Genomic DNA, 25,953 nt, shown 5'->3' with positions numbered 1-25,953 from the left:
AGGTATGTAGAGGCAACATGGCCAAGATGAATTTCTCCGTTCGCGTAAGGTAGAGCACTTGTAATGATTGCTTTTTTATTCATTTGATACAAGCCAGTGACTGGATCGGGGTTAAGAAGTTTTACCAGTTGTTTGCATACTTTACTTGTTCTGGAGTAAGTTTGTCAATTTTTACATCCATTGCTTTTAGTGCATCAACTGCAATCTGTTTATCAATTTCTTCAGGTACATTGATAATTTTATTTTCCATCTTTTTGTGATTTTTAAGAATATACAGGACAGACAAAATCTGATTTGAGAAAGACTGAGCCATGACTTCAGGAGGATGGCCCTCAGCTGCAACTAGATTTGCAAGACGGCCTTGTCCAATGAGATATACTTTTTTTCCGTTTTTCAATGTACACTCATCAAGATTAGGTCTTACTTCTTTAACAGATTTAGATGATTTGAGTAAAAATTTACTATCAATTTCAACATCAAAGTGGCCAACATTGCCCATGATTGCACCATTTTTCATTTGCATGATGTGCTCTTTACGAATTACACTGGTCATTCCAGTACATGTGATAAACATATCACCAATTTTTGCAGCTTGTGCCATCGGCATCACTTCAAAGCCATCCATATGAGCTTCAAGTGCTTTTACTGGGTCCACCTCAGTGACAATAACTTTAGAACCCATTCCTTGACATCTAGAAGCTACACCACGTCCAACCCAACCATAACCTACAACAACAACACGTTTTGAGGCCATCAAAAGATTCATTGCACGAAGATAACCATCGATTGTACTTTGTCCAGTGCCATACCTGTTGTCAAACATGTGTTTTGTATATGCCTCATTGACCAAGATAACAGGATAGCGGAGTTTTCCTTGATTTTCTACTGCTCTAATTCTTGTTACACCAGCAGTTGTTTCTTCAGTAGCTCCTAAAATTTTCAGATTTTTAAATCGTTTATCAAAATGAGCTTTGATGTTCATGTCAGCACCATCATCAGTGAGAATTGTTGGACTGTGTTTCAATACCTGATCAATGCACCAATCATATTCTTTTACTGATTGTCCATGCCAAGAATAAACATGAATGCCTTGAGAAGCCAAAAATGCAGCAATGTCATCCTGGGTAGTTAAAGGATTTCCACCACAGCAAGCAACCGTTGCTCCTAATTCTTTTGCACCCATTAGTAAAACAGATGTCTCTTTAGTAATGTGAAGACAAAATCCCAAAGTAATTCCTTTCAGAGGTTTTGTTTTCTTGTAACGATTAATGGTATTATCAAGAATTTGCATGTGTGATCTGGCCCATTCATAAGACAGTTTTCCTTCTTTGATTAATTTTGGACTAGACTTTACTTTGCTCAATAAATCAAACCATCTTTATGACTATAAAATTCTATCATGCGAATGTAAATAAATGACAAGAATCACACAAAAATATTGACTTGGAAGAAAATTGCAGATAAAGGCGCAGTGGAAGCAGGAAAAGGAAAAGCATTCAAAGTAGATGGAAAACAAATTGCAATTTTTAATCAAGACGGATATCATGCAATAGATGATCTATGCGTTCATCAAGATGGATCTATCGCACCAGGAAAACTTGATGGAGATATTGTAGAGTGCCCACTCCATTTTTGGCATTATAATATCAAGACAGGGGAACTAACAGACTATCTTAAAGATGTTAAACTAGAAACATATCCAGTAGAAGCCAGAGATGACGGAATCTATATCGATATTTAATCATAAAATTCGTATGTAAATTAATAAAAAGACATTCTAATTTCGGTCATGATTTTTGTAATGTCAAAAAATTACAAAATAGATGAAATTCCACTAATGGAATGTTTGCATATTTCTTTTATGTCTAGAATAAATCATTAAATTATGCAAAATAGAATTGTTTTCTCAATACTTTTAGGCATTATAGTGGTAGGAACATCACAGATTGTGTTTGCCGAGGAGATAGAGAAAACAACACACATTGCAGTAGATGAAGAGAAATTTGAGCAACCAAAATCAAAATACAATAATCAAGAAATAGTATTTTTGGGATTTATTGAAGATTATGCTAGAGGAGATCAGGTCACAATCAACATAATTTCTCCAGATGGAACACAAAATGCAATTAACACATATGCATCTAAAAAAGGAGACATCTACATAATACTTCACATTACACAAGATTCTCAAATTGGAGTTCACCAAGTAAATCTAGAGTATAGAGGAGTCGAGATTGCATCAACTACATTTGAGATTCTAGAAAACAATTAAGATTTGCAGCAAAGGTTTGAACTATAGTTATGGGAGCAAAAGAGAGGGACCAATCCCCCTCTAGTGCTAGGTATGGGTTATGTTGGGCACAGATTATTATTCTGTAATTGTATTGTGCCAACAAAGTATATGGAATATTGTGTGTTCAAAATGAGCAAACTATGATTGGATATCAGGAATAAGTTTTATTCTTACATCATTCCAAAAAATATTGTTGAATCAAAAAATCATAGATGATATTAAAAATCAAAATTATTCTGAAATTACGGAGATTATCGAAAAGTTTCTTTTAGAACAAATTGATAAGAATCACGCAAAAGGAGTCATCTTAGGATTAAGTGGAGGGATAGATTCAGCTGTTTTAGCATACATTTGTAAAAGAAAATTACAAGACAAAACGCTTGCATTGATAATGCCAGATACATCAATTACTCCAAAATCAGAAACAGAAGATGCACTCAAAATGATTTCACTGACAGGAATAGAATACAAGCTGATTGACATCAAGCCGATTGTAAATGAATATTCGATGTATCTTGAACCAAACGAGAAAGCAAAGGGGAATTTAAGGGCCAGAATTAGAACAAACATTTTGTATTATTATGCAAATTCAAAGAACTACCTTGTATTAGGATCTAGTGATAAAAGCGAATACATGATAGGGTATTTTACAAAATTTGGAGACGGAGCATCAGACATCACACCAATTATTTCATTGTACAAACTACAGGTAAGAGAAATTGCAAAATATCTAGGGGTGCCAGAAAAGGTGATTGTAAAGAAAAGCAGTCCTCATTTGTGGAAAGATCATGACGCAGAAGAAGAGTTAGGTGTATCATATGAAGAAATAGATTCTATTTTGTATTGCCTGTTTGAAAAAAAGATGTCAATTGATGAAACTGAAAAAACCATTCAGATCGATAAAAAAATAATTGAGAGAATAAATCAATTGCACACGAACAGTGAACATAAAAGATTGCCATCACAGAAACCAGATAGAGATTAGAATGAAAATCCAAGATACGTTATCAAAGGCATTGCAAGAAGTAGACATTTCAAAAAAAGTCAAAATTTATCTTTGTGGAGTGACAGTTTATGATGAATCTCATATAGGACATGCAAGAACAATTATTGTTTTTGATGTCCTTAGAAAATACCTTGAAAGCAAGGGAATAGAAATTGAGTTTATTCAAAACTTTACAGATGTAGATGACAAAATCATCAATCGTGCCAATGCAGAAAATAAAACTGCAGAAGAGATTAGCACAAAATATATCGAAAATTACTATAATGACTTTGATGGATTAAATGTAAAACGTGCAACAAATTATCCTAAAGCAACGGAGCACATTACTGAAATTATAAAATTCATTGAGAAATTAATTGAAAAAGGTGTTTCATATCCAACAAAAAATGGAGTGTATTTTTCAGTATCAAAATTTCCAGAATATGGAAAGTTATCTAAAAAGAAAATTGATGAGCTCCAATCAGGAGCTAGAATCGAGGTAGATGAGGAAAAAAAAGATCCATTAGACTTTGCAGTGTGGAAATTATCAAGCAAAGAACCAGTATGGGACAGCCCTTGGGGAAAAGGACGACCTGGATGGCACATCGAATGCTCAGCAATGAGTATAAAGTATCTTGGAGAGAATTTCGATATTCATGGAGGAGGAAGAGATTTGATATTTCCCCATCATGAAAATGAGATTGCACAGTCAGAGTCATTTACAGGTAATCGATTTGCAAAAATCTGGATGCATGTAGGAATGGTAACAATTGATGGAGAGAAAATGTCAAAATCCATTGGAAACATCAAATCGATCAAGCACGTGTTAGAAAATTGGGGATCAAACATTATCAGATTATTCTGTTTGTCTGGTCACTATTCAAAGCCAATAGATTATTCTGAAGAATTACTAAAAGAGAATCTAACAAAATGGAGACAAGCAGAAACTTGCTACTATGAGTTAATTCATGCAAATGGTGAAAATAATGAGAATGCAACTGAAATGGTTCAAAAATTAGGCTCAGAATTTGATAGAGCATTGGAAGAGGACTTTAACACACATCTAGCATTATCAGCGTTTTTCCAACTAGTCAAAGAAGCAAATAGACTAGCTGCTGAAGAAAAGTTAGGAAAAGAAGATGCAAAAATAATCAAGGCAGAATTTCAAAGAATGTTGAAAATTTTAGGACTAGACATTCCAGAGATGACAGACAGTGTGAAACAAGAGATTAACACCATGATTCAAAACAGAGAAAAATTTAGACAGGAAAAACAATTCCGAGAAGCAGACCAAATTCGGGACAAACTCAATGAGATGAATGTGGAATTAATAGATCATAAAGGAAAGACAATCTGGATGAAAAAAGAAAACATCAAAGCTGAAAAATAAAGAAAAGAATTAAGGATTAACCTTTGCTAGTTTGCCCTCGATTCTGTCATAGTATCCATTTTGGTCCATAGCAGGAACATAAAATGTTGTAGAAATTACATCTCCAACACCTGCATCACAATCTGTCACAACAACAGAATAACCTAAAACAGATTCACCAACACAGCCATAATCAGTAACAGCAATGACCGATACGTCTTCAGTAACTAGTGTTGGAACTATATTCCAAGGAGTCAATGTGAAAACGAGCATTACGGATCCCAAATTCTCATTTAGTATCATCCATAATCCTATTCAAACCAAAATTTTTTGCAGTTGTAGCATTTTTTTGAAGCAATTATCTCAGATGTAGTTACAGCTTTAACTTTTTTAGAACCACATGTAGGACACCTTAATTCTGTCAAAATATCAAACATCCTTCATTCTTTTAGAATAATCATAATTGAAAATTTTTTCAGGAGTGATTTCAATTGCTACTTCAGTTTTTGCATTATTTTTTAAATACTCTGATAAAATAGATTTTTTCTCTCCAAGGTATTTTGCCATCAAAATTAAAAGAATTTTTTCTCCATCCTCAGGTATAATTTTTGCAATACCATTACCACGAGTTCCTTTGTATGGAGGTTTGTCCGTTGCAATCTCAAAACCACATTCAGGGTTATTTAGCAAGTATGAGACAATTTTTGAAGAACTTTTAGTTGCACAATATATTTTTCCATTAATTTGCTCATACCAAAGAGAAATAATATTTGGAGTTCCATCAGGTTTCAAAAAAGCTAATCGGATTGGAATTTTTTGATCAGAAATCAAGTGATCAAAACTAAGTTTATCCATTTTTTGCATTAATTATTCACCAGATCTTCCAATTACTGATTTCGTATAGCAATGATCACAAGACCATTCATGAAATGTCTTGCCACATGATTTGCAAGTTGAAAATATTCTTAATTCCATATTCGTATATGGTTTTAATCATATATAACTAGTGTTAATTTTATAAACTGGTGCCAACTTACCACTAGGAATGATATTTATCACTAGTTAAATACAATTAGCGCGCAATAGTCACATGGCAGAAGAACAAGAATGGGCAAATCTACTTGCTGAAGTTTTTGACAAACTAACTGAAAAACATGCCTCAATCACTTATGATTTTGACGATCTAGAGATGAAAGGTAAAGTCGAAAAAAACGGCAAAGTTGTTCCAACAGGTACAGTTTCTCTTAAAGGGAAATTGACAATTACAGCAAAATGAGGTTTGTGAGAATGGTCAAAAATAATCTCTCAACCAATTTTTTATCTTACTTACAAAATGGAAATCTCAAAATATCCACAGATGATAAGCCTTCAATTCATTTTAGTGTAAGTGGCAATCTAAAAGTAATTAACATAATTGATCTTCCAATAAAAATTCCTAGAAAACAGGGAATTATCAAAAAGCTTTCAGAAGCTAAAGAATTAGCTAAAAATATGAACAAGAGCGGAATGACTTTGGAAATTCAACTACAAGGTAAGACGGTGTTAAAAATTGGTAAAGATGCAAATCCCAAATTAGCTAAAATTGTTACATTAAGCAGCCATATCGAAATTAGAGATTTGAAAAAATTAAAGAGATTAAGTGAAATTCTTTGAAAAAAATTGTTTTCTTTGGAATTGGTCTTTTGATTATTGTTTCAATTAATCCTGCATTTGGTCATAAGCTCATTCCACATGATGATTCCCATAGAGATTTTGATACTGCATTACAAATTCCTGATCATAAAATTTCATGGGCAATTTATGAAAACTTAGGCACAAATGAAGCAAAATTTTATACGTTTGATGCCAAACAAGGAGACCCATTCTATGCGAGTATTGTAATTCCAAAAATAGAAGGGTTGGAAAATTATTCTCCAACACTCGTATTAATGAAAGAGAATAATTCAAACATACAAAAAATTATTTATGAAAAAGGATTTCCAGGAAATGAATTCTATGAACCATTTGGTCAAGTGACATATTGGGAAAGACAGGAATTAAAAGCAGAAATACCAGACAATGGAAAATATTTCATTATTGTCACAGACGAAAAAAATCAGAGTGGAAAATATAGTTTGGCAGTTGGGACAATTGAAGATTTTTCAGGTGAAAATATGTTTACATTATTACCCAAAGCATGGTTAGACACAAAATTATTTGTAAATGATTATGTTTCAATAGCAATTTTATTTGTGATTATTTTCATGCTGTTTACTATTCCAACAATAATCATAATAAAAAAAAGAAAAATGAAAATAAAAGCTTAAGCTAATTTTAGAAAATTTACGCACAGAAAAATTAGTTCAGTCTAATTAGTTTTGTCTAATTTTCGAGTTGTTTAATAGAATTAAAAACCAAGTAACTCCATGAATGTATGGAATAAATTTTGGAACTGGTATGAAAATAAAATTCTTGGAAGTGTAATTGTAATTGCAATTATTCAATTCATTCAAGTACCTCATATGATATGGAATGCAGACATTATGTTAGAAGCAGGTCTTGTTTCAAGAGTACATCCTGTAATTGATTGGTTCTTGTATGGAGTAGACCTTATTGAAATCATTTCAATTGTAAATGTAGGAATGATCATGTTTAGTTTGCTCAAGAAGAAAAAAGCTCAAAAAAAGATATCTGTAAATGCAAAGTAACTAATTTTTTGCATTCCAAATTACACGTTGAGGGAATGGAATTTCTATTCCATTATCATCCAAGGCTTTTTTAGCAACTTTGAGTAAAATTGGACCCACCTGATCCCAATCATCTCTAGGATGCCAGACTAAAATTTCGATATTTACGCTTGAATCAGCTAGCTCATTGATTCTAAATTCAGGTTTAGGTAACATTAGAACGTATTTCATAGATTTACGAATTTCTTTATCCATTACAGATATTGCACCTTCAATATCTTCCTTATAGGCAATTCCAATCATTGCCTCAGTTCTTCTTACAGGTGTGGAAGATAATGAGCGAATATTTGAAGTGAAAAAAGATTCGTTAGGAATTCTAATTATAGTTCCATCAAATTTTTTAACACGAACAGAAAAAGTGCTAATATCTAACAAAGTGCCAGAAACATCAGAGCCAGGAATTTCAATCTTATCGCCTTGTTTTACAGGTTTTTCAATCATCAAGAAGATTCCTGAGATTAAATTAGAAACTACAGATTGAGTTGCAAAACCAATTACAATACCAAAAATCCCTCCAGCAACAAGCAATCCAGAAAAGTCAACGCCAGTAGTAGACGTAAAAACCAAAAATGAGAGAATTATGATTCCAAAATAAATCAGCCTGCCAAAGTTTTTTGCAGAATCTTGTGGTAATTTAGGAGCATAATATTTTGTAAATAAGACTCGAACAGTTCGTGCAATAATTATACCAACTGCCATGATAATTGCGCCAATGAATAATGTAAGAAGTGTCAGCCCCCCAGTGATCTCTATATCAGATAAACTGGATAGAAATTCCAAAGCCATCATTCAACACCCATATCCATATGTTTTACAGTTTCTATTTTTTCATAGGTTGGGGATAAAATAAAATCAGTTTGAATTTTTTCAGAATTTACATCAATTATTTCAATGGTAAGTTTTTTCTTCATCACAGCAAATAGAGAGTCAAATATTGCTTTTGAGTCTTTATAATAAATGGAATTTTCAGACATTTGAAAAACAACTTTGCCAATACTGAGACCTTTAGATAATTGATTTTGAAGATTTATTTTCAAAACAGCGTTAATGAAAGGAATGGAATCGTCGTATGATTCGACTATCTCAGTTTTAGCATACTTGCACAAAGTGCCAGATTCAGGAGGACCATAAAGACAGAATCGAGAATTTAGAGGATCGCATGTGAAACAATCCAAAGAGTCCTTATGATTATCATGTACAAGGAAAACACCAATTTCAATAGGACAACGTAAGAAAACAGTTGCAGAAGAATCTTCAGACAAAAAGACAGGCGTGTCAATATCCAAATACATGAAAGAAGTTCTCATAGCAGGAAAATTCAAAGGCCTAATTGGACACAATTCAACTTGAAGTTTAGACGATTTGATAGGAATTATCTTCTCAATCAAATCATCTTCAGAATCTCTTCTTGTGTATGAAAACACATTTTCACTGATTTTTTTGATTTTAATCTCAACATTTGGGAGGTTTAAGTCTAGAGATTCACCAATATCATATAATCCATAATTTGAAAAAGTGTTATCCATAGTTTCAGCACTCATCTTTTCAACATTAACAATAAAATCTTGAATTTAATCTCTTGTATCATAAAAAATAATGTATTTAAAAATAGGAAAGAAATGGATTTTACTCCAAATATAGAGGAATGCTAATGCTTCCAAATCCTTCACTTACTCTAAAGTAGTAATCCCTACTTGAATCATATTCAAAAGTAGTTCCACCACCACCAATGTTTGGTCCAAAGAAGAAGTTGAAGAATTTTGGTTCCCCAGGTTTTAGTACCAACTGACCGTTTGTAAAGTCCATCTGAGAGTATTTGTAATCAGAATTACCGTTTGTAACATCATAGTTACAGATTGCAGGTCCAGTACAAAACAGTGCTTCGTTTTGATTAGAACCAGTATTCTCTACTAACATTCTAAGATAAAGCATTGCTTGACCAGAAGAGGTAATTTCAAAACTACTTCCTTCAGTATCAAGTCCTGCCCAATAGTAAGTTATTGGACCTGCTTGATAAGACTGAGAAATCAGCTTGTACTCATATGAGGCAATCAACTGTTTTGCAGATCTTTCACAGTTGAGTCTATCATAGGCCTTGGTTATTTCAGCACATCTATTCAATTCTGCCTGAAGTAATCCTAATTCTGAATCATCAGAAAGATTGGAAGTTTCTGTAGAAATAGATTCAGAGACATTTATTATTCCTAAGGAAATCAAATGTTGAATTCCATTTACAAATTCATCATCAGAGATGATTCCATCTGCCCACCATCCAGCGTTGTTTTTTACCCAATCTGGAACACCATCAGATGTTTGAGAAGATACGGGTGCTGAAGCAACTGTAATAATTCCATCGTTAATCAAAAATTCAATACCTGAAATGAATTCAGATTCGGATATTGTACCATCTGCCCACCATCCAGCGTTGTTTTTTACCCATGATGGAACTTCTGCATAAACAGATGAAACATTTGATGCAATTATGATCATTGCAGCGATTGCCATAATCGTTGTTTTCATTAGGATTATTTTTCGCTGATAGTATTTAAGCTAGTGCCAATAAACAAGCTAGTGGTAACATCATTGCAAGAAGTATAGTGCCAAAGGATTGAAAAAGAGATTTTCCTTATATATAAAATGAAAAGAACTTGAAAAGTGCAAAAAAAATCATCAGATCTTGAAATCAAAAAAGTCTCAGAAAAGGAGGTAATAGAATATGTGCTTGAAAGATTTGAAGAGGTAAAAAAATCAAACAAAGTAAAAAACCTAGTATCATTTCAAGCCATGAACAAATACATGATTATGGTGCATAGCCAGCAAGAATTAAAAATTTTAGGAAATATTGTTGCAAGTAATAAAAAAAATAATTTTTCAAACATTTTACAAGAATATGAAGAACATTTGAAAAAGGTATTTGAGAGCCAACCCACAATAAAAAAACATAGCAACGTAATCATGCACATTTTCGGGTATTTCTCAGACAGTTTTAGTAATCAAGAAAAAAAGAAATTTTTTGAATCATTGACAAAATTTCAAAATGAAGAAATATCAATTGGAGAAATTCTTTATGAAATAAATCCAACAGTATATCGATTTGACAACACATATCTTGCCAGTCAGACATATTTTTTACTATATTCAAATCCAGAACCTCAAAATTTATTTAAATTATTATAGAAAAGATTCTAAAAAAAATCAGAAATTGTTTTTTGTCTGATCAATTCTACAATATGGCCATGGGAAATCCATTCAGATTTACTTATACTAGTTTTATTTGATGCCAAAACCAATGCATTTTCAAAATTATCTGCAATCATATGAGTTTGATTCATTGCTTCGCGTATACCTTCTCTAACCTGCCATACACCTACAGGAATAGTATATTCTGGACGAATTTCTCGTAGAATTACAACACCAGCCTGAATTTTTTTTTCTTTAAGATACTCCAACACACCTAATTTTGCTGCAAAATAGGCACCGGCAATTGCAGGGGGATGATCAATCCCACGAGCATCCTCATAATCTGAACCAAATCCCAATATCCCATCAGAATACCAAGCCTCAATCATCTCATAGACCCATCGATGAGGAAATAACACAACAGTGAAGATATTTCCCAAATGTTCATATGAAAAAATCCGATGAGAGTCAATCAATCCATAATCTAAAACATCATCAGTAAGAGATTTGCAAATAATATCATCAGTTGCAGTAATACTCCATTTAGTAGGAACTAATTTTCTTTTCTGACCCAACATTCCAATGCTAAAACATTTCTGAATTTTTGATATCTCAATTCCAGAATTATACAAATTCAAAACAGCATCCTGAGCTTTCAAATCTTTATCATAGTATGTTTTTTCGATAGATTTTACAGAAGAAGTTCCAGAAAATTTTGCTGTTTTGATTTCACCAATAGGACCAAAAGGAGCACTTTCGCCATCTAATGAGACTTTTGGAGAAGTGGTTTTTTGAAAAATTAAATCAGCATCAGTAGCTTTTGAAGACATTGTAACTTCTTGAAGATTTTCAATATAACGTCCTTCAGTTTGGTCTATTGAGATTTTTTGCACACCCCTGACTAAATTTAGTCTAAAATTTACTATGTCCTCTAATGATTTTCCCTTCCATCGTTCAGGACTATCAAGCAAACTAGTATCACCATGAATTGGAGGGACCATAGGACCAACAAAGACTTTAGGATAATCATAAGATCCAACAAAAACAGAAGGAGGACTAGTACCACTTACCGAATCAGATGAAAATAGATTTCCATATTTTGAAATAGACTCATGCCATTTAGACAAGATTTCACGGCGTATATTTTGAGAATCTGAAGACATGATTTTTCGTGCTTAAAATGAGCCTATTAACGTGACTAGTGAGAAAAATTGATGGTTTGTTAACGGATGGTGTTTAAAGGATCACCAATAAGAAAAACAGTGGCCGTAAATAGAATTGTTTCATTTTTGCCTAGTGCGACTGAATTAATTTATGAATTAGAAGAACAGGATAAGATTTTTGGAGTCACACATGAATGCAAATACCCAAAAGATGCAGGTTACAAATCCAAATTAATCAACACAGTTATTGATTCAGAAAAATTAACCAGCAAAGAAATTGATTCCACAACATGTAAGTTGTTAAATGAAGGAAAAGATATTTTTGTACTAGATGAAGAGAACTTAAGAAAAGCCAATCCAGATTTAATTATATCACAGGAGATCTGCGAAGTGTGCGCTGCACATACCAATCTAGTCAGCAAGGCAATGGAAATTTTAGACACAAAACCAATTCTTTATTCCATGGATCCTCACAACATGAAAGAGATCATAGAAACAGTTAGAGAATTAGGAGAAATTCTAGAATGCAATCAAAAAGCTAAAGACATTACAAATTCACTTGAAAAAAGAATTTCCTACATCAAAGAATTTACTAATATAAAAAAACCAAAAGTGCTTGCAATTGAATGGATAGAGCCATTCTTTACTGCAGGACATTGGATTCCAGAAATGATTGAAATTGCAGGAGGCATCAACATGATAAGTAAAACAGGGGAACATTCCAGACGATTGACCATAGATGAAATAATCAAGTCAGAGCCAGACATCATTGTTTTAATGCCATGCGGTTTTGATTCAAAAAGAACAATATTGGAATATAATCAAATCCTAAAAAATAATGATGCTTGGAATTCACTAACGGCAGTAAAAAACAACAAGGTTTTTGCAGTAGACGCAAATTCATTTTTTAGCAAACCAAGTATTAGAACAGTTGAGGGAATAGAAATTCTTGCAAAAATCATTCAGCCTGAAAAATTTGCTAATTTGAAAGTCTCGAATAAAGGATTCAGGATTATTAAGAGGGCCTAAAACAGGCTCAAAAAAAGACTGTCACATAACATAACACACTACTGGTTATCTCCAATTTTAAAAGAATTATCACATGATGAAAAATTTTGCAGGAGATGCCAAAATCAGTGATTTGTTAAAAATGACAAATGAAGTAATTGGGAAATTGAAAAAAGAAATCATATAAAATCTAAAGAGGATGTCCCTTATGTTGATAATCTATTACTTTATGGAATAGATTATGGGAAGATATAACGGTTAGAGAGGCAAAGAATATCCCAATGAAATTTCTCACAGTCATCAACTCACCAGGTTGAGCTGCAATCAAAGAGGTTTCAAAAACGACATAAAAATTATCAAGTAACCAAAATGCGAGTGTTGTCCAAGATAATAAACCTGCCAAAAAATATCCCAAACGTGTTTTATTACGAATCAAAAGTATGGATATGAAAATAACAGCATACCACACGGTAGATGCAATTAACCAAAGTGTTTGATAGACTTCAGGTCTATCGTCAAGCCAATAATATGATGTCCCAATTATAGCCAATGCAATAAGAGAAAATTGAATCAATTTTTGATTAATTTTAAAACCAGTCTTTTCTTCTTTCAAATTTAACTCAGGAGGAGATGACTTCATTTCATTTGTAGCAATTTCAATAGATTCACGAACGGATTTCAACTTTAAAGGAATAATTTTTGTGATTTTGTTATCTGTTACAATTGTGTCATGTACAAGACTGTCAATTAGTGGCCTTGCAAGAGATGCTTTGACAGGAGTAATTAGATCGACCCAATAAGAAGAAAGTCGAGTTGTCAAGAAGGGAATTTGTAAAATAAATAATTTTTTATTCAAAAATGAAGAATATACTCTCATTAATTCTTCATAAGTCATTTTATCAGGACCGCCAATTTCAAATATTTGCCCTTCAGTATCAGATTTTGAAAGACATTCTGCCAAATAATAAATCACATCATCAACAGCAATAGGTTGAGCCAAAGATTTTACCCAGGAAGGACAAACCATAATTGGAAGACGTTCAACAAGATATCGGAGCATCGCATATGAGCCTCCCTGAGCACCAATAATCAAAGATGCACGAAATTCAGTTACAGGAATATTACCAGATGCAAGTATCTCACCTACTTCTTTGCGACTTTTCATGTGTGGTGATAAATCTAAACTATCATTTACTAATCCTCCAAGGTAAATGATTCTTTTAACACCAGCTTTAGTTGCAGCATAAAGAAAATTCTGAGCTTGGATTCTTTCTCTAGATGCAAATTGCATCCATTGATCTTTACTTCCCTCCATAGAGTGGAGTAAATAATAAGCGACCTCTATCCCTTTCATAGATTTAGATAACTGATCTTTGTCAAATACATCGGCCTGAACATATTTTACATTTTTAGAATCATTCAGTTTTTTTCTACTTAAACCTGTAACAGTGTATCCACGAGAAGAAAGTGCAGAGATCAATCTAGAACCAATAAAACCAGTTGAACCTGAAACGAGTATTGAGTAAGGAGAGGATTGTTCAAATATTTTTTGGGGCAAGATTTGTGGCATGATTATTGAAGATCCACTGAAGATAAGAGCAATAAACTATCCAATTTGTAATTCATGGACATTTTCCATAATTAAATTATTTAAACTAGTGGTAATCAAAAATACTAGTGCTAAACACAGTATTATGAAGAACCTGCAGACATTATAAAATAAAGAATAAATGGTTAATTAGCACTATTTATCATAATTAGCACCAGTTAAATAGTATTCAGTGAAAAAATCAGCATGGTCTACATAAGGGCTAAAAAGGTAAAAACAGATCAATATCTATATCTGGTCAAAAGTGTATGGGATTCGAAAAAAAGAACATCTAAGCAAGAGATTCTAAAATACCTTGGAAAAGCCTCAGATGTAATTAAAGACGACATCCCAATAGAATATAGAAACGATCCTAAATTGCTATCAGTTCTAGCATCATTTAATCCAAAAGATATCAAAAAGAGAGAAGAAGCTACAAAAAAATCAAAAAAACAACTCTACAAGAAACTGACAGAAGGAAACATAGAAGACTCGATAAAAATTTATGAAGAGTATGTCAAAATTTTTAGCTCAGCAGATTTCTTTGACAAAATCTTAAAACCAGTAATGTATGACATTGGAGAACATTGGTCAACAAACAAAATCAGCATAGCAACAGAACATGTAGCCAGCAACATCGCACAAACATTAGTAAAAATAATAATGGATAGAGTTTCAGGATCTGCAAACAAGAAAAAGATATTGATATGTGTACCATTAGGAGAAGAGCATCATTTAGGTTGTGATGTTTTAGAAACATATCTATCAATTAAAGGATTCAAAATTTACAATATGGGAACATCGCTTCCAACAGAATCAATAATGAGTTTTATAGAATATAATAGACCAGACATCATATTCATTTCAATCACTTTGCAAGACAATATTTCTGCGGGACAGAGACTAGTTAAGAAAATTAAGGAGGAGTACAAGATCCCCATTCTGATAGGAGGTTATGCAATGCAATCAGAAAAAATGCCAAAGTTTGACGGAATAGTCGTTAATTCAACATTAGAAGAACTCCCAAAAATAATTAGAACTGCATAGTAGATTATGATCTTAGATAAGATTCGATTTTAGGTGCGCATAAAATAGAACTGTGTGCTGCAGAATCAGTGCCTATTCCATAACTAATTGTAGAATCACCCACAAAGAAAAGGCCTTCAATTCCAGGTATATTATGAGGCATTTTTGATTTCCAAACTTTTCCAGGCTCCTTTACTACAGATTCCACAAGTTTCCAAGCCATAGGACGCTCCCAAATTAATTCAGAATTAAAAGTAGGGTAAATTGAGGAAATTTCCTCTTTCATTTTATTTACAATCTCTTTAATTTTTTGTGGATTATCCGTATCTTCTGAAGGAACAGGAGTGCCTGCAATTATCAAATGTTCTCCAGGAGGCGAGACGGAAGGAGTAATGTTAGAAATGAAGAATATTCCTTTAGTAGTATATTGATCACCTACAGGAAATATCACTTGGCGAGAATCTATTTTGGATTTTAATGCAAAATGAACTTCTACAACTGAAGTGGTTTTGTTTAACTTGTTAATTTTTTGAAGGAACTCTTCTTCAATGATATTTTTATCAAATAATTCATTTAAAGCATCATATGCAGGGTATGAAACAACCACACATTTTGTACGAATTAATTCATCATCACCAGATAGTCCTCTTACGACAACACCAGTGACTTTAGAATTTTCAATAATTATTTTTTTAATAGATTGTCTTGTTTTAATTTCACAATTTTTAGAATGAAGATAATCATATAAAACATGAGAGATAGAATCATACCCACCATTAGCAGGATATGCGAATTCACTGGTTCCTCCTTTAAACGGATTAGCTCGGATTATGGTTCTTGTGAATTCACCTAAAGATATATGATCTGCAGTGTCAGCAAACGCCAACATGCATATTGCTTCAAAAAAAGCATTTGTGTCAGAATCTAAATCGGAAGTAATGCTAGTCAGAGAAACATTATCCCAAGATTCTGTTTTTTCAATAGAAGTAAATGCAAGAGGAAGAAGTAATTTCAGAAGTTTGATTCTACTTTTTAGAGGCAATAAAGAAAGCTTTAGTAAATCCAACATACCTTTTGGATATTTATGGAATTCATTTTCAGAATGAAAAGCAATATCATCAACTTTTGCAAGCTTTAATTTTGATTCGATTTTTAATTTTTTTAATACACTAAATATTGCAGATTTTTTATAAAAGGGCATAATATGAAACCCATTATCTAAAATATGATTTTTAAATTTTATCGAGGCGGTTCTGCCACCCAATTTTGAAGATTTTTCCAAAACACGAACGTTATGTCCTTTTTCGGCTAATAATGCAGCAGCAGTCAGACCTCCAATGCCAGCACCAATTACAATTATGGGGGTGCTCATGGTTAAATTCTACAATTTCAATATAAAAACAAGTGCCAATTTTTTGTCATAGTGCTAATTAATGATAACCCGAATTTATTTTAGCATAATTCTCAGAGCAGGCAATAAATTTACTCATAACCCCATCCATTTTTTTTGCCAAAATTAAATCCAGAAAAGGAATGAGTTTTAGAAATCCATTAAGCTGCAAGGATATACAAATCTTAATTTCAGTTCCGTTTTCAAATATTTCATAATATTCAATAAATGATGTTCCCTTTAGAGGGCCAGATAAAATTAATACTTTGTGCATGTTAGGAGGTAAAACTACATGTTTAGTTATGACATCCAAAGTTTTCCCTAAAAAAGATATTTTTTCAAGAACAGTTTGTTCAGAATTTTCAACATTGATGATTTTTAGAGATTTAAAATAATTTGGGATTATCTTATGGAATTGAGACACATTTGTACTAATATTAAAAATAATATCCCGATTTAATTTGCTGTATCTTAAAAGATTAAAAGTTCTCATTATGCAGCTTCCAATTTAACATAATCCCACAAATTTGATTTTGAAATATTAACTTGAGAATCAAATTGTTTAATTAAAAAATAGACTTCTGCCAAAGAAGATTTTACAGCATCAGTTTTTACAGGATCGGTAATTGGGAGTAATCTTATAGTAGTTTTATTTTCAGTAGTCAATATTTGAATAAAATATTCCTGATGTCTTTCATCAATAACAACCGTAGGTAGTAACGCATTCAAGCCATTCTTTTCAACATATATTGTAGAAATTTTTATCAATGGAGACTTTTGAAATACGGGTGAAAAAAAATTTGCAAATTCAAAAAGATCAATCTTTCTATCCATGGCAATGTGAGGCATTTACAAAGTCTTTGCAATCTTTTTATTTATACAAGAATTAAAAAATCCACTAGTGCCAAAATTCATATAAGATAACCACTTTTTGGTAGGTTTTAGCACTAGATAGTAAATTATTGCCGGCTTAAATAATTTAAAACCATAATCTATTCATGTATACAGAATTAGTGCACCAAAAAAATTGTAAAAAAAATTTAGTTATTACAGATCTCCATACGGGTGAAATTGCATGTAGTGGTTGTGGTTCTGTATCTTCTGAAAAAATGATAGACCAAACTGCAGAAACTACAGGTCTTAATTCAGAGCAATATCAATCAAATTCAAGAATAGGTATGAAGACATCGTTAAAAATGGCAGATAGAGGATTATCTACAATAATAGAATCTCAAGATAGAGATTCTACAGGTAAATCACTATCAAATGAAAATCGTAGAATGTTTTACCGTCTAAGAATGTGGGATAGAAATAGTCGCTCTGCAATATCAGTCAAATCATTTCAAAAAGCATTTACATTATTAGATGGAATTGGTTCAAAATTAGCATTACCAGAATCAGTAATAGAAGAAACAGCTTATTTGTTTAGAAAAATAGCATCTAAAAAAATTCTTGCGGGAAGATCCACTACATCCATGTTATGTGCAACAGTCTATGCTACATGTAGATTAACAGATACGCCAAGAACACTTCAAGATGTTGCAGATGCAGGAAATATAAAGAAAAAGAATTTGCAAAGGATTTACAGATTTATTGCAAAAGAATTAGACTTGCATCCTGAGGCATACAATCCAACTGAATTTGTCAACAGAATATCAAAAGAGGTCAACATATCAGAAAAAACAGAAAGATTGGCATTTAAAATTTTGAACTTGTCTATTCAGAATAAAGTCTCAACAAGTAAAAACCCAATGGCAATGGCAGCAGCTGCGGTTAATTTGGCATCCGTAATGAATCATGAAAAAGTAACACAATTAAAAATTTCAGAGGCATCCGGAATTAGTGCTGTAACCATCAGAGACAGAACCAAAGAAATCAAAGAAAAAATAGGAGGTGAAATTAATGGGTAGAACGTGTAGAGGAATTTGCCAGATGCACAAGGCAGAATCAGTACCAAACAAAGTCAGGTACGAAATAGGCCAGAAAAGATGTACTTTCTGCGGAATTTTTTTGAAAATAGATGAAACAAGATGTATTTGCTGCAAGGCAGTATTGCGAACAAAGCCAAGAAGTAAAAAGCAATAAAGTTTATTTTTTTACTGCACTGACTAGAGAGACTACATCTCTATCCCTTAGTTGGTAATCTACAGGTAGTCTCAGATTATATCGCAAATCTTTCCCATAAAGAAGTCCTTTTGTTAAATCAGAGTGAATTTCCTTTGCAAGATCACTGATTGTTGCTCCGTCTTTTAACAAAATCAGATCAGGTAATATTCTTCCTTTTTTATCTGCCATGTTCTTTTCATCAGCTACAGGATAAATAGAATTCATCTTAAGAAGTTTGAATACTGCAACGTTGATTGCAAATTGAACACCAGTCCTCATATATTCTCCCATAATTTCACTTTTAATGAAATCCAATGCATTGCGTTGTTTTTCATTTAGATCATGAGATTTTATTATTTCAAATGTTTCAGAACCAGGAGAATATTTTATCAATCCTTTTTGTTCTGCGCGTCTGAGAACAAATTCACTATCTCCACTGACAGGAATTATGATAGAATCATTGTATCTTTCTCTTAATCGTGCAAAATTCTTGTCAGCACCTTCAACATCAACCTTGTTTGCAACAATCAGTGTGGGTTTTGAAATTTTTCGTAAATGCGATGCAAATTTTTTGCTGTCAACCATATTGAAATCATCAAAAGTGGTTTCTTCAAGACCTGTTGCATGAAAAGTATTTTTCACATGGGTTTTAGTCACACCAATACCACGATAGAGATCAGTAATAGCATCTAATACATCAGTACCAGTTTTTATCAATTTTGAAACTTTGTCTCGGTTTCCTTCTAGAATTTTATGATACCACATGATTAATTCCTCTTCTATATCTGCAAAATCAGAAATTGGATCTCCAGTTCCAACTTCAGTTATTTTTCCAGTTGAATCAATCCCACCAGAAGCATCTACAACATGAAGTAATGCATCAGACTGTGCAGCAATAGAGAGGAATTGATTTCCAAGGCCTTTTCCCTTCCAGGCATCTTTAATCAAACCGGGCAAATCAATTAGTTCTATTGGGATATATCTCCAGCCATCAAGGCATTTAGAATTATTTGGATTATCTTGAATTTTAAATTCAGGATGAACACATAATGAAATAGCATGTGCAACTCCAGACACAGGAGATTTTGTGGTAAAGGGATATGATGAAATTTCTTCTGAGGATAAAGTTGCAGAATTGAAGAAAGTGGTCTTCCCAGTGTTAGTCTTGCCGATTAATCCAATCTTGATAGGCATGAAATTATTATCAGTTCAGAATATTTATCTCTGCCTAGCAAGAGGAAGTTTTTTTCTTTTTGATCTTCTCCAAGGTTTGATTCAATTCTTTAATTGCCCATTCAATATCAGAAATATCTTCTTCAGAAAGAGAAGACTTCCATTTTTCCAATACTGTGTTTGTGATTTCAGAACAATTGTATATTAAATTCCAAAAAGGATGATGTTCTGCAGTAGTATATGCAAGTTCAGTTACATCACCAAGACCATTCTGAGCTCTTGCCAAAGAAGAAATTCTTTCACCAAATATTTTGACAATGTCATTTTCAAGATCTTTTTCTATTTTTAGAGGAATGTTTTGATTTTCATATTTTTTTGTAAATTCCAACAAATCATGGTAAAAATCTTCAAAATCAGTCATTGTAATAATCTCTGGTGTTCAGCCAACATGCATCGATTAAAAACCACTTTGATTCCTGCTTTTTTTGCCAGATCTTCAGCTTCAGAATTATGAATTCCTTCTTGAAGCCAAATCACTTTAGGTTTTTTCTTTATTGCTTCTTGTATTACTGGCAATACTTGATCAGAAGGTCTAAAGACATCAATTATGTCAATTTCACCATTAATCTCAGAAATTGAACAATAGCATTTTTTTCCCAAAATTTCATCAGTTGTTGGATTTACTGGAGTGACATCATAGCCGTTGTCTGCCAAATATTTTGGTACATAATGTGCAGCTTTTGAAGAGTTTTTTGACATGCCAACTACAACTACTTTCTTTAACGAAAGAATTTCACGAATACGATCATCAGATGAAGGATCTTGTTCCACAAAAATCATAAAAGAATCATGAATATAATTTTTGAACTTGAATCATGTAAACAAAGAATTTTTTAATAGAGACGAGATAAAAAAGATGTGGAATCAGAACCTAAAGACCTCATAGTATTAGGAGCAATAAAACACGGAGTAAAAAAATTTGAAAAAATCCAAAAAATGACTCAAATTGAACCTAAAGAGTTGAATTTAATTTTAGAACAGTTAGAAAAAAGAGGCCTCATCCAAGCCAAAGAGAAAAAAGGATGGTTTGGGACAAAAATAGAAATTACAACTACTGACAAAGGCAACAAAGAAGTAGATGAAAGAGTCCATGAGATTCAAACAAAATGGAACCAAATGTCATTATTGTACAAGACAGGAGATAAAGACAAACTAAAAGAAGAGATGGAAAACAACAAATCATTCATTCCTACCATGATGTTCTTTGGGATAATGGATATGATGATGTTTTCTATGATGTTCAGTATGATGGGTATGGCAATGTCTGATTATGTTGCGCCTGAAAATATGCCAGACACAGCAGATGGAGGCATGGGGGATGCAGAAATGGATGATGGTGGATTTGATTTTGACATCGGATTCTAGTTTGTGTTTTATACTTGAACGAAAAATAAATCATAGTTGATTTACAATTCTTTTGACAACCCAGGATTAGTCAAAGTATTGAGATTTTTACAAACTCACAATACAGAATATCTATCTGGTCAAGACTTGAGTGATGTATTGCACATAAGCAGAGTAGCAGTATGGAAACATATCAAAAAAATTCAAGAATTAGGATATATTGTGGAATCAAAACAAAAGTTAGGATACAAGTTAATCTCAAATTCAGAATTATTACTGCCATGGGAAATTACTACAAATTTAAAAACAAAGACAATTGGACAACAGGCATACTATTTTGATTCAATAGATTCAACTCAAAATCAGGCATTAAAAATGGCAGACGAACCTGCAAATGCAGGGGCAGTAATAGTTGCAGCAAAACAGACAGGAGGCAGAGGCAGATCTGGCAGAAAATGGGTTTCACCTAAAGGAGGTATTTGGATTTCAATTATCCTTCGACCAAAATTTGACATTTCGATTACAACATTATTTCCCATAGCATCAGCACTTGCATTGTCAATTGCAATAGAAAAAATATTTTTTATAAAACCAGAATTAAAATGGCCTAATGATTTAACAATAAAAGGCAAAAAAGTAGCAGGAATGTTAGTGGACGTATCATTGGAGTCAAATAAGATTGAAAACTTGGTGTTAGGGGTTGGAATTAATTTTAATGTTAATGTAAAACAAATTGAAAAATCACTTAAAGAAACTCCCAATTTTTATGGAGTGGCGTCATTGAAGAAAGAAAAACAAGAAATCAAACCAGTACAACTTGTTCAAACATTTTTGCTAGAATTAGAAAAAATTTACAAATTATTAAATGCTAAACAAACAAAGAAGATTATTTCAGAGTGGACAAAAAGGTCATCAACAATAGGAAAAAATGTAGAATTAGACACCACCGATGGAAAAATCACTGGAAAAGCAACCAAGATCGATGATGACGGGGCATTAATAATCACAGCAAACAGCAAAACACACAAAATTATTGCTGGAGATATTGTACATTTATCAAAATAAAATTATTTTTTCTTGGATTTTGTTTTAGATTTTGTTGTTTTTTTAGAATCTACAATCAGAGAAGATTGTTCTTTCAAAATATCCTTAAGATCTTTTTGGATATCAAAAACAGAAGACAACAATTCTTCAAGGGCCGATGAATATTGTTTATATGCAATTAGCAATTCAGATTTTTTTTCATTGGCTTTTGAGAGATATTCGTTTGAACGTAGTAAATTAGTAGTTTGAATCATTTGAGGGATATCAGTTGTAGGTTCGCCCAATTCATCTAAACTTGTTTGAATTTCTTGTATCTTTTTACGTAATTCATAAATGATTTCGCCAGCACCAAGATTTGTCAATATAAAAATACATAATCATTATCAATTAAAGATTTTCCAAGATATCGAAATTAGTGAGACATCCTTGAAACGGACATTGGAAGAGTACAAATTAGAAATAAAGTATAAACAAAATCAAACATGCTTAAACATAAGATGAAAATTGTTTATTTTTTATTTGTAATTTTATTTAGTTCATCCTTTTTTCTTCAAAATGCTACTGCTCAAAGTAATGAAGATCCAGAAACCATGTTTTACTTAGCAAAAGAGCATTTTATCAATGGAGAATATCAAGAAGCAATTATCATTTATGACGAAATATTAGAAATTGTTCCCAATAATATTTCAACATTAAAAATGAAAGGGATTGCTCAAAGTAATCTTGAGCAGCACACTAGTTCACTTAAACAATTCTTCAAAATATTACAACACAAACCAAATGATGCTATCTCATTAACTGGAATGGGAGTAGGTTTTGGAAATCTTGGAGAATATCAAGAAGCAATGACATATTTTGAAAAAGCATCAAAAGAAAAACCAAATAGCATTGTGATAAATAATTATAAAGAATTTATCAATAACGTAATTTCAAAATATCCATACATACCTACCGAAAAACCAAAAGAATTAGAAGAAATCACATCAATCCCAGAATGGGTACGGCCTATTGCAAAATGGTGGTCTGAAGGAAATATAGAAGATTCTGAATTCAATTCAGCATTAATTTATTTAATCGAAAAGAAGATAATTCAAATTCCTCATGTAGAAGCATTTGGAAAATCAGATGAAAAAATCCCTCAGTGGATTAAAAATAATGCAGGATGGTGGGCAGACAAACAAATAGATGACAAAGCATTTGTCTCAGGCATCCAGCATTTAATAGAGAATGGAATTATTACAGTTAACATTGATAATACATCACAAAAATCTCAAGAAAAATTAGATCACGAATTTTATTTATTTGAAAAATACCTAAGAGACATTTCAAATAATATTTCTAAAGAGAAAAGATACATAGAATATGCTAATCCAAGTCAAGATGTCATAAAAAAATTCCTCAGAGATTACGTAAGATGGAATTTTGAAGAAGAGGTAAAAACAGCATCAGACAAATTCCCTTATCCAATAATCGAAATTGAAGATGAAACATACATTATTCATTACAAAGTTTTCATTAATGAACAGCCATCTGGACTACCATTAGATCATGTTAGCACATTAAAGAATTCTTTTGAATTTTGGGAAGACACAGAGTTGAATTTAGACATCTCCAAAAAAAGTACAAGAGCAAAATTTGAAATTACAAATCTCAAACACGAGGCAAACATTTGGGTAACATGGGTAGTCAGAGATATCGGAAATGGAGTATTAGGCCATGCACATCTAGGAAAAGGAGTAGTAGAAGTCACATTGGGAGACTACAATTGTGATGGGAGATTCCAATTATACGATCTCAGCAGCGTTGAAAGAATAATGACACATGAACTAGGTCATTCAGTTGGACAGATCCATGTAAACGACAAAAACAACATCATGTATACATCATTTACTCCATCATATGCATACTGTCTACTAAGTTAAGATTGAAAAACCAATAGACATTCTAAGAAACAAGAATGAGTGTTAGCTTGACCTACACACAATTAACCTGCAGATAGTATGTAAAATGGATAATAAGGTATTTTTGAAATTATCAATATTATGCTTAAAAATCCAATGACTGCAGGACCAAAATGTCCATCATGTGGTGATAAAAAAATGGTCACAGACCAAAATACAGGAGAATTATTTTGTAGTAAATGTGGATTGGTAGTTACAGATAAGATTGCAGATACAGGTGCTGAGTGGCGTTCCTTTTCAAACGATGAAGGTAACAAGGCAAGAACTGGAGCTGGTACATCTCTGACAATGCACGATATGGGGCTATCAACTGTGATTGGGGCAGCAAACAAAGATGCAACTGGAAAGCCATTATCTGCAAGTGTAAAAAGCTCAATTGAAAGACTGAGAACATGGGACAGCAGAAGTCAAGCACATTCTTCTGCAGACAGAAATTTAAGACAAGCATTAAATGAAATGGACAAATTAAAAGACAAACTTGCTTTAACAGATGCAGTGATTGAGAAAGCAGCTTACATTTACAGAAAAGCTATGGAAAAAAAATTAGTTCGAGGTCGTTCGATTCAAGGATTAGTTGCAGCATGTCTTTATGCATCATGTAGAAATACAGAAACACCAAGAACGTTAGATGATATTGCAAAGGGAATAAACATCAGAAGAAAAGATGTTGCAAGATGCTATAGATTGATTTTCAGAGAATTAGAACTAAAAATGCCAGTGGTTGATCCAGTTAAAGGAGTATCAAGAATTGCAAGTATTGCAGATTTGAGTGAGAAAAGTAAACGTAAAGCAATTACGATTTTAAATCAAGCAAAAGATCTAGGCATGGTTGCAGGAAAAGATCCAATGGGAATTGCCGCAGCAGCACTTTATCTGGCATGTATTAGCACAGGAGAAATTAAATCACAAAAAGATATCTCAATTGCATCAGGAGTTACCGAAGTAACAATTAGAAATAGATGTTCAGGTTTGAGAAAAATGCTTAATGATTAAAAACACAAAGTATCATTCTTGTGTTCTATGAAACTCTAATTTATCCCAAGGAAAAACTACGTATGCATTGTTATTTGTTTTTTTAGCATAAACAATCTGTTTAGGATATTTTTTGCCACGTCTTGCAAATAAAGTAGCAAAAATTAATTTTGAAGGATTATCAACCTTAGGAATCATTTCATTGAAGGTATTCCCAGTATCAAAAATATCATCAACAAACAAAGAATCGGATGAAATCTTTTTTTTATCCACATATATTTTCTTAATGCCAAGATGGTCTGCAAGTAAACGTGAAGGAACTAATCCACCTCTGCTAAGAGTAGTAATGCTAGAAAAAGTTCGTGGTAATTTTAGAATTTTTTTAGCAAGAATTTCAACAAGAGATTCAATCTCATCCCAACTAACACTTTGTGTAGACATTATTTAGTCGTAAGATTAGAAGGATTAAGTTGTTGTGAATGATACATCCAAAGAAGAATTTTATCATTAGCAACCTTTGAACAACAATTTGTAAACACCATCTTACATTGTTTCTAACCATCAA

General features: G+C 32.4%; 34 protein-coding genes. 17 read left to right on the top strand and 17 right to left on the bottom strand.

What is annotated here, in order from left to right:
* Together ACW9XA_RS07755 and ACW9XA_RS07750 are read right to left on the bottom strand one after the other, a co-directional pair.
* Positions 1–83: class I tRNA ligase family protein (locus ACW9XA_RS07755; RefSeq protein WP_457763785.1), on the bottom strand; the 83-nt coding region annotated here is incomplete at its 3' end.
* 38 nt (positions 84–121) lie between these two features.
* Positions 122–1,363 (bottom strand): adenosylhomocysteinase, encoded by a 1,242-nt coding sequence (locus ACW9XA_RS07750; RefSeq protein WP_457763772.1) that lies wholly within the window; start codon positions 1,361–1,363, stop codon positions 122–124.
* A gap of 75 nt (positions 1,364–1,438) precedes the next feature.
* On the opposite strand from ACW9XA_RS07750, the gene ACW9XA_RS07745 reads away from it, so the two are divergent.
* From ACW9XA_RS07745 to cysS, 4 genes are all read left to right on the top strand, one after another.
* A complete protein-coding gene (locus ACW9XA_RS07745; RefSeq protein ID WP_457763771.1) occupies positions 1,439–1,741 on the top strand; it encodes a Rieske (2Fe-2S) protein in 303 nt (100 codons plus the stop codon).
* A gap of 144 nt (positions 1,742–1,885) precedes the next feature.
* A complete protein-coding gene (locus ACW9XA_RS07740) occupies positions 1,886–2,272 on the top strand; it encodes a hypothetical protein (protein ID WP_457763770.1) in 387 nt (128 codons plus the stop codon).
* Positions 2,273–2,486: 214 nt separating this feature from the next.
* Positions 2,487–3,278 carry an NAD+ synthase gene (locus tag ACW9XA_RS07735; protein WP_457763784.1) on the top strand — a complete coding sequence of 264 codons (792 nt, stop codon included), beginning with the start codon at positions 2,487–2,489 and terminating at the stop codon, positions 3,276–3,278.
* Between the two features lies 1 nt (position 3,279).
* Positions 3,280–4,668 (top strand): cysteine--tRNA ligase, encoded by a 1,389-nt coding sequence (cysS, locus tag ACW9XA_RS07730; RefSeq protein WP_457763769.1) that lies wholly within the window; start codon positions 3,280–3,282, stop codon positions 4,666–4,668.
* Between the two features lie 9 nt (positions 4,669–4,677).
* Here the strand turns inward: cysS and ACW9XA_RS07725 are convergent, their stop codons facing one another.
* A complete protein-coding gene (locus ACW9XA_RS07725; protein ID WP_457763768.1) occupies positions 4,678–4,950 on the bottom strand; it encodes a hypothetical protein in 273 nt (90 codons plus the stop codon).
* Between the two features lie 126 nt (positions 4,951–5,076).
* Positions 5,077–5,511: a pyridoxamine 5'-phosphate oxidase family protein gene (locus tag ACW9XA_RS07720; RefSeq protein ID WP_300326936.1), complete on the bottom strand. Its 435-nt coding sequence runs from the start codon at positions 5,509–5,511 to the stop codon at positions 5,077–5,079.
* A 226-nt stretch (positions 5,512–5,737) separates the two neighbouring features.
* On the opposite strand from ACW9XA_RS07720, the gene ACW9XA_RS07715 reads away from it, so the two are divergent.
* The 4 genes from ACW9XA_RS07715 to ACW9XA_RS07700 all read left to right on the top strand — a co-directional run bounded on the left by ACW9XA_RS07715 (position 5,738) and on the right by ACW9XA_RS07700 (position 7,334).
* The gene (locus ACW9XA_RS07715) at positions 5,738–5,923 is read left to right on the top strand and encodes a hypothetical protein (protein WP_300326937.1); all 186 of its coding nucleotides are present in this window, start codon (positions 5,738–5,740) and stop codon (positions 5,921–5,923) included.
* Between the two features lie 11 nt (positions 5,924–5,934).
* Positions 5,935–6,300 (top strand): hypothetical protein, encoded by a 366-nt coding sequence (locus ACW9XA_RS07710; RefSeq protein WP_457763767.1) that lies wholly within the window; start codon positions 5,935–5,937, stop codon positions 6,298–6,300.
* Positions 6,297–6,953 (top strand): hypothetical protein, encoded by a 657-nt coding sequence (locus ACW9XA_RS07705; RefSeq protein WP_457763766.1) that lies wholly within the window; start codon positions 6,297–6,299, stop codon positions 6,951–6,953. The genes ACW9XA_RS07710 and ACW9XA_RS07705 overlap by 4 nt, the downstream gene beginning before the upstream one ends.
* 99 nt (positions 6,954–7,052) lie before the next feature.
* Positions 7,053–7,334 carry a hypothetical protein gene (locus ACW9XA_RS07700; protein ID WP_457763765.1) on the top strand — a complete coding sequence of 94 codons (282 nt, stop codon included), beginning with the start codon at positions 7,053–7,055 and terminating at the stop codon, positions 7,332–7,334.
* On the opposite strand, the gene ACW9XA_RS07695 is transcribed toward ACW9XA_RS07700, so the two are convergent.
* The 3 genes from ACW9XA_RS07695 to ACW9XA_RS07685 form a co-directional block, all read right to left on the bottom strand.
* Positions 7,335–8,159 carry a mechanosensitive ion channel family protein gene (locus ACW9XA_RS07695; protein ID WP_457763764.1) on the bottom strand — a complete coding sequence of 275 codons (825 nt, stop codon included), beginning with the start codon at positions 8,157–8,159 and terminating at the stop codon, positions 7,335–7,337.
* Positions 8,159–8,914, bottom strand: a complete 756-nt coding sequence (locus ACW9XA_RS07690; RefSeq protein ID WP_457763763.1) for a DUF432 domain-containing protein — start codon at positions 8,912–8,914, stop codon at positions 8,159–8,161. The genes ACW9XA_RS07695 and ACW9XA_RS07690 overlap by 1 nt, the downstream gene beginning before the upstream one ends.
* Positions 8,915–8,999: 85 nt before the next feature.
* On the bottom strand, positions 9,000–9,893 hold the full coding sequence (locus ACW9XA_RS07685; protein ID WP_457763762.1) for a peptidase: 894 nt from the start codon (positions 9,891–9,893) through the stop codon (positions 9,000–9,002).
* A 135-nt stretch (positions 9,894–10,028) separates the two neighbouring features.
* On the opposite strand from ACW9XA_RS07685, the gene ACW9XA_RS07680 reads away from it, so the two are divergent.
* On the top strand, positions 10,029–10,550 hold the full coding sequence (locus ACW9XA_RS07680; RefSeq protein WP_457763761.1) for a DUF1722 domain-containing protein: 522 nt from the start codon (positions 10,029–10,031) through the stop codon (positions 10,548–10,550).
* Between the two features lie 8 nt (positions 10,551–10,558).
* Here the strand turns inward: ACW9XA_RS07680 and ACW9XA_RS07675 are convergent, their stop codons facing one another.
* On the bottom strand, positions 10,559–11,716 hold the full coding sequence (locus tag ACW9XA_RS07675; RefSeq protein ID WP_457763760.1) for a hypothetical protein: 1,158 nt from the start codon (positions 11,714–11,716) through the stop codon (positions 10,559–10,561).
* A 66-nt stretch (positions 11,717–11,782) separates the two neighbouring features.
* Here ACW9XA_RS07675 and ACW9XA_RS07670 point away from each other — a divergent pair, with 66 nt between their 5' ends.
* The gene (locus tag ACW9XA_RS07670) at positions 11,783–12,745 is read left to right on the top strand and encodes a cobalamin-binding protein (RefSeq protein WP_457763759.1); all 963 of its coding nucleotides are present in this window, start codon (positions 11,783–11,785) and stop codon (positions 12,743–12,745) included.
* Positions 12,746–12,914: 169 nt separating this feature from the next.
* Here ACW9XA_RS07670 and ACW9XA_RS07665 read toward each other — a convergent pair whose 3' ends face one another.
* Complete coding sequence (locus ACW9XA_RS07665; protein WP_457763758.1) at positions 12,915–14,294, bottom strand: NAD(P)H-binding protein; 1,380 nt, start codon at positions 14,292–14,294, stop codon at positions 12,915–12,917.
* Positions 14,295–14,519: 225 nt separating this feature from the next.
* Here ACW9XA_RS07665 and ACW9XA_RS07660 point away from each other — a divergent pair, with 225 nt between their 5' ends.
* Positions 14,520–15,359: a cobalamin B12-binding domain-containing protein gene (locus tag ACW9XA_RS07660; RefSeq protein ID WP_457763757.1), complete on the top strand. Its 840-nt coding sequence runs from the start codon at positions 14,520–14,522 to the stop codon at positions 15,357–15,359.
* Positions 15,360–15,363: 4 nt separating this feature from the next.
* On the opposite strand, the gene ACW9XA_RS07655 is transcribed toward ACW9XA_RS07660, so the two are convergent.
* From ACW9XA_RS07655 to ACW9XA_RS07645, 3 genes are all read right to left on the bottom strand, one after another.
* Complete coding sequence (locus ACW9XA_RS07655; protein ID WP_457763756.1) at positions 15,364–16,710, bottom strand: phytoene desaturase family protein; 1,347 nt, start codon at positions 16,708–16,710, stop codon at positions 15,364–15,366.
* A 58-nt stretch (positions 16,711–16,768) separates the two neighbouring features.
* The gene (locus ACW9XA_RS07650) at positions 16,769–17,152 is read right to left on the bottom strand and encodes a hypothetical protein (RefSeq protein ID WP_457763755.1); all 384 of its coding nucleotides are present in this window, start codon (positions 17,150–17,152) and stop codon (positions 16,769–16,771) included.
* A 68-nt stretch (positions 17,153–17,220) separates the two neighbouring features.
* Positions 17,221–17,577, bottom strand: coding sequence for a hypothetical protein (locus ACW9XA_RS07645; RefSeq protein WP_457763754.1), 357 nt, complete (start codon positions 17,575–17,577; stop codon positions 17,221–17,223).
* A gap of 149 nt (positions 17,578–17,726) precedes the next feature.
* Here ACW9XA_RS07645 and ACW9XA_RS07640 point away from each other — a divergent pair, with 149 nt between their 5' ends.
* Together ACW9XA_RS07640 and ACW9XA_RS07635 are read left to right on the top strand one after the other, a co-directional pair.
* Positions 17,727–18,638, top strand: coding sequence for a transcription initiation factor IIB (locus ACW9XA_RS07640; protein WP_457763753.1), 912 nt, complete (start codon positions 17,727–17,729; stop codon positions 18,636–18,638).
* Entirely contained in the window at positions 18,631–18,813 is a 183-nt protein-coding gene (locus tag ACW9XA_RS07635) for a hypothetical protein (RefSeq protein WP_457763752.1), read from the top strand. The genes ACW9XA_RS07640 and ACW9XA_RS07635 overlap by 8 nt, the downstream gene beginning before the upstream one ends.
* Before the next feature lie 3 nt (positions 18,814–18,816).
* Here ACW9XA_RS07635 and ACW9XA_RS07630 read toward each other — a convergent pair whose 3' ends face one another.
* From ACW9XA_RS07630 to ACW9XA_RS07620, 3 genes are read right to left on the bottom strand one after another with little or no spacing between them, the layout of a single operon-like run.
* Entirely contained in the window at positions 18,817–20,028 is a 1,212-nt protein-coding gene (locus tag ACW9XA_RS07630; protein ID WP_457763751.1) for a redox-regulated ATPase YchF, read from the bottom strand.
* 34 nt (positions 20,029–20,062) lie between these two features.
* Entirely contained in the window at positions 20,063–20,428 is a 366-nt protein-coding gene (locus ACW9XA_RS07625) for a hypothetical protein (protein WP_457763750.1), read from the bottom strand.
* A complete protein-coding gene (locus ACW9XA_RS07620) occupies positions 20,425–20,847 on the bottom strand; it encodes a CoA-binding protein (protein WP_457763749.1) in 423 nt (140 codons plus the stop codon). Before ACW9XA_RS07620 ends, ACW9XA_RS07625 begins: the two co-directional genes overlap by 4 nt.
* A gap of 78 nt (positions 20,848–20,925) precedes the next feature.
* On the opposite strand from ACW9XA_RS07620, the gene ACW9XA_RS07615 reads away from it, so the two are divergent.
* Together ACW9XA_RS07615 and ACW9XA_RS07610 are read left to right on the top strand one after the other, a co-directional pair.
* On the top strand, positions 20,926–21,432 hold the full coding sequence (locus ACW9XA_RS07615; protein ID WP_457763748.1) for a winged helix-turn-helix transcriptional regulator: 507 nt from the start codon (positions 20,926–20,928) through the stop codon (positions 21,430–21,432).
* A gap of 36 nt (positions 21,433–21,468) precedes the next feature.
* Positions 21,469–22,476 carry a biotin--[acetyl-CoA-carboxylase] ligase gene (locus ACW9XA_RS07610; protein ID WP_457763747.1) on the top strand — a complete coding sequence of 336 codons (1,008 nt, stop codon included), beginning with the start codon at positions 21,469–21,471 and terminating at the stop codon, positions 22,474–22,476.
* A 2-nt stretch (positions 22,477–22,478) separates the two neighbouring features.
* Here the strand turns inward: ACW9XA_RS07610 and ACW9XA_RS07605 are convergent, their stop codons facing one another.
* Entirely contained in the window at positions 22,479–22,817 is a 339-nt protein-coding gene (locus ACW9XA_RS07605; RefSeq protein ID WP_457763746.1) for a hypothetical protein, read from the bottom strand.
* Between the two features lie 120 nt (positions 22,818–22,937).
* Between ACW9XA_RS07605 and ACW9XA_RS07600 the strand changes: the two genes are divergently transcribed.
* Complete coding sequence (locus ACW9XA_RS07600; RefSeq protein ID WP_457763745.1) at positions 22,938–24,377, top strand: matrixin family metalloprotease; 1,440 nt, start codon at positions 22,938–22,940, stop codon at positions 24,375–24,377.
* A 120-nt stretch (positions 24,378–24,497) separates the two neighbouring features.
* Positions 24,498–25,409: a transcription initiation factor IIB gene (locus ACW9XA_RS07595; protein WP_457763744.1), complete on the top strand. Its 912-nt coding sequence runs from the start codon at positions 24,498–24,500 to the stop codon at positions 25,407–25,409.
* 12 nt (positions 25,410–25,421) lie between these two features.
* On the opposite strand, the gene ACW9XA_RS07590 is transcribed toward ACW9XA_RS07595, so the two are convergent.
* The gene (locus tag ACW9XA_RS07590; protein ID WP_457763743.1) at positions 25,422–25,829 is read right to left on the bottom strand and encodes a phosphoribosyltransferase; all 408 of its coding nucleotides are present in this window, start codon (positions 25,827–25,829) and stop codon (positions 25,422–25,424) included.
* Between the last annotated feature and the right edge of the window lie 124 nt (positions 25,830–25,953).

The organism is Candidatus Nitrosopumilus sp. bin_6a, from assembly GCF_054095695.1.
Note: the sequence above shows the minus strand (reverse complement) of the source record. Positions and strands in the feature narration are given on the sequence as shown.

Bases quoted from the DNA above. Each gene is read 5' to 3' on its own strand.
- ACW9XA_RS07625 (WP_457763750.1), bottom strand. From the start codon at position 20,428: ATGACTGATTTTGAAGATTTTTACCATGATTTGTTGGAATTTACAAAA.
- ACW9XA_RS07695 (WP_457763764.1), bottom strand. From the start codon at position 8,159: ATGGCTTTGGAATTTCTATCCAGTTTATCTGATATAGAGATCACTGGG.
- ACW9XA_RS07710 (WP_457763767.1), top strand. From the start codon at position 5,935: ATGGTCAAAAATAATCTCTCAACCAATTTTTTATCTTACTTACAAAAT.
- ACW9XA_RS07690 (WP_457763763.1), bottom strand. From the start codon at position 8,914: ATGAGTGCTGAAACTATGGATAACACTTTTTCAAATTATGGATTATAT.
- ACW9XA_RS07700 (WP_457763765.1), top strand. From the start codon at position 7,053: ATGAATGTATGGAATAAATTTTGGAACTGGTATGAAAATAAAATTCTT.
- ACW9XA_RS07655 (WP_457763756.1), bottom strand. From the start codon at position 16,710: ATGAGCACCCCCATAATTGTAATTGGTGCTGGCATTGGAGGTCTGACT.
- ACW9XA_RS07685 (WP_457763762.1), bottom strand. From the start codon at position 9,893: ATGAAAACAACGATTATGGCAATCGCTGCAATGATCATAATTGCATCA.
- ACW9XA_RS07720 (WP_300326936.1), bottom strand. From the start codon at position 5,511: ATGCAAAAAATGGATAAACTTAGTTTTGATCACTTGATTTCTGATCAA.
- ACW9XA_RS07660 (WP_457763757.1), top strand. From the start codon at position 14,520: ATGGTCTACATAAGGGCTAAAAAGGTAAAAACAGATCAATATCTATAT.
- ACW9XA_RS07645 (WP_457763754.1), bottom strand. From the start codon at position 17,577: ATGCCTCACATTGCCATGGATAGAAAGATTGATCTTTTTGAATTTGCA.
- ACW9XA_RS07635 (WP_457763752.1), top strand. From the start codon at position 18,631: ATGGGTAGAACGTGTAGAGGAATTTGCCAGATGCACAAGGCAGAATCA.
- ACW9XA_RS07630 (WP_457763751.1), bottom strand. From the start codon at position 20,028: ATGCCTATCAAGATTGGATTAATCGGCAAGACTAACACTGGGAAGACC.
- ACW9XA_RS07595 (WP_457763744.1), top strand. From the start codon at position 24,498: ATGCTTAAAAATCCAATGACTGCAGGACCAAAATGTCCATCATGTGGT.
- ACW9XA_RS07740 (WP_457763770.1), top strand. From the start codon at position 1,886: ATGCAAAATAGAATTGTTTTCTCAATACTTTTAGGCATTATAGTGGTA.
- cysS (WP_457763769.1), top strand. From the start codon at position 3,280: ATGAAAATCCAAGATACGTTATCAAAGGCATTGCAAGAAGTAGACATT.
- ACW9XA_RS07665 (WP_457763758.1), bottom strand. From the start codon at position 14,294: ATGCCACAAATCTTGCCCCAAAAAATATTTGAACAATCCTCTCCTTAC.
- ACW9XA_RS07600 (WP_457763745.1), top strand. From the start codon at position 22,938: ATGCTTAAACATAAGATGAAAATTGTTTATTTTTTATTTGTAATTTTA.
- ACW9XA_RS07675 (WP_457763760.1), bottom strand. From the start codon at position 11,716: ATGTCTTCAGATTCTCAAAATATACGCCGTGAAATCTTGTCTAAATGG.
- ACW9XA_RS07715 (WP_300326937.1), top strand. From the start codon at position 5,738: ATGGCAGAAGAACAAGAATGGGCAAATCTACTTGCTGAAGTTTTTGAC.
- ACW9XA_RS07725 (WP_457763768.1), bottom strand. From the start codon at position 4,950: ATGATACTAAATGAGAATTTGGGATCCGTAATGCTCGTTTTCACATTG.
- ACW9XA_RS07640 (WP_457763753.1), top strand. From the start codon at position 17,727: ATGTATACAGAATTAGTGCACCAAAAAAATTGTAAAAAAAATTTAGTT.
- ACW9XA_RS07670 (WP_457763759.1), top strand. From the start codon at position 11,783: ATGGTGTTTAAAGGATCACCAATAAGAAAAACAGTGGCCGTAAATAGA.
- ACW9XA_RS07620 (WP_457763749.1), bottom strand. From the start codon at position 20,847: ATGATTTTTGTGGAACAAGATCCTTCATCTGATGATCGTATTCGTGAA.
- ACW9XA_RS07590 (WP_457763743.1), bottom strand. From the start codon at position 25,829: ATGTCTACACAAAGTGTTAGTTGGGATGAGATTGAATCTCTTGTTGAA.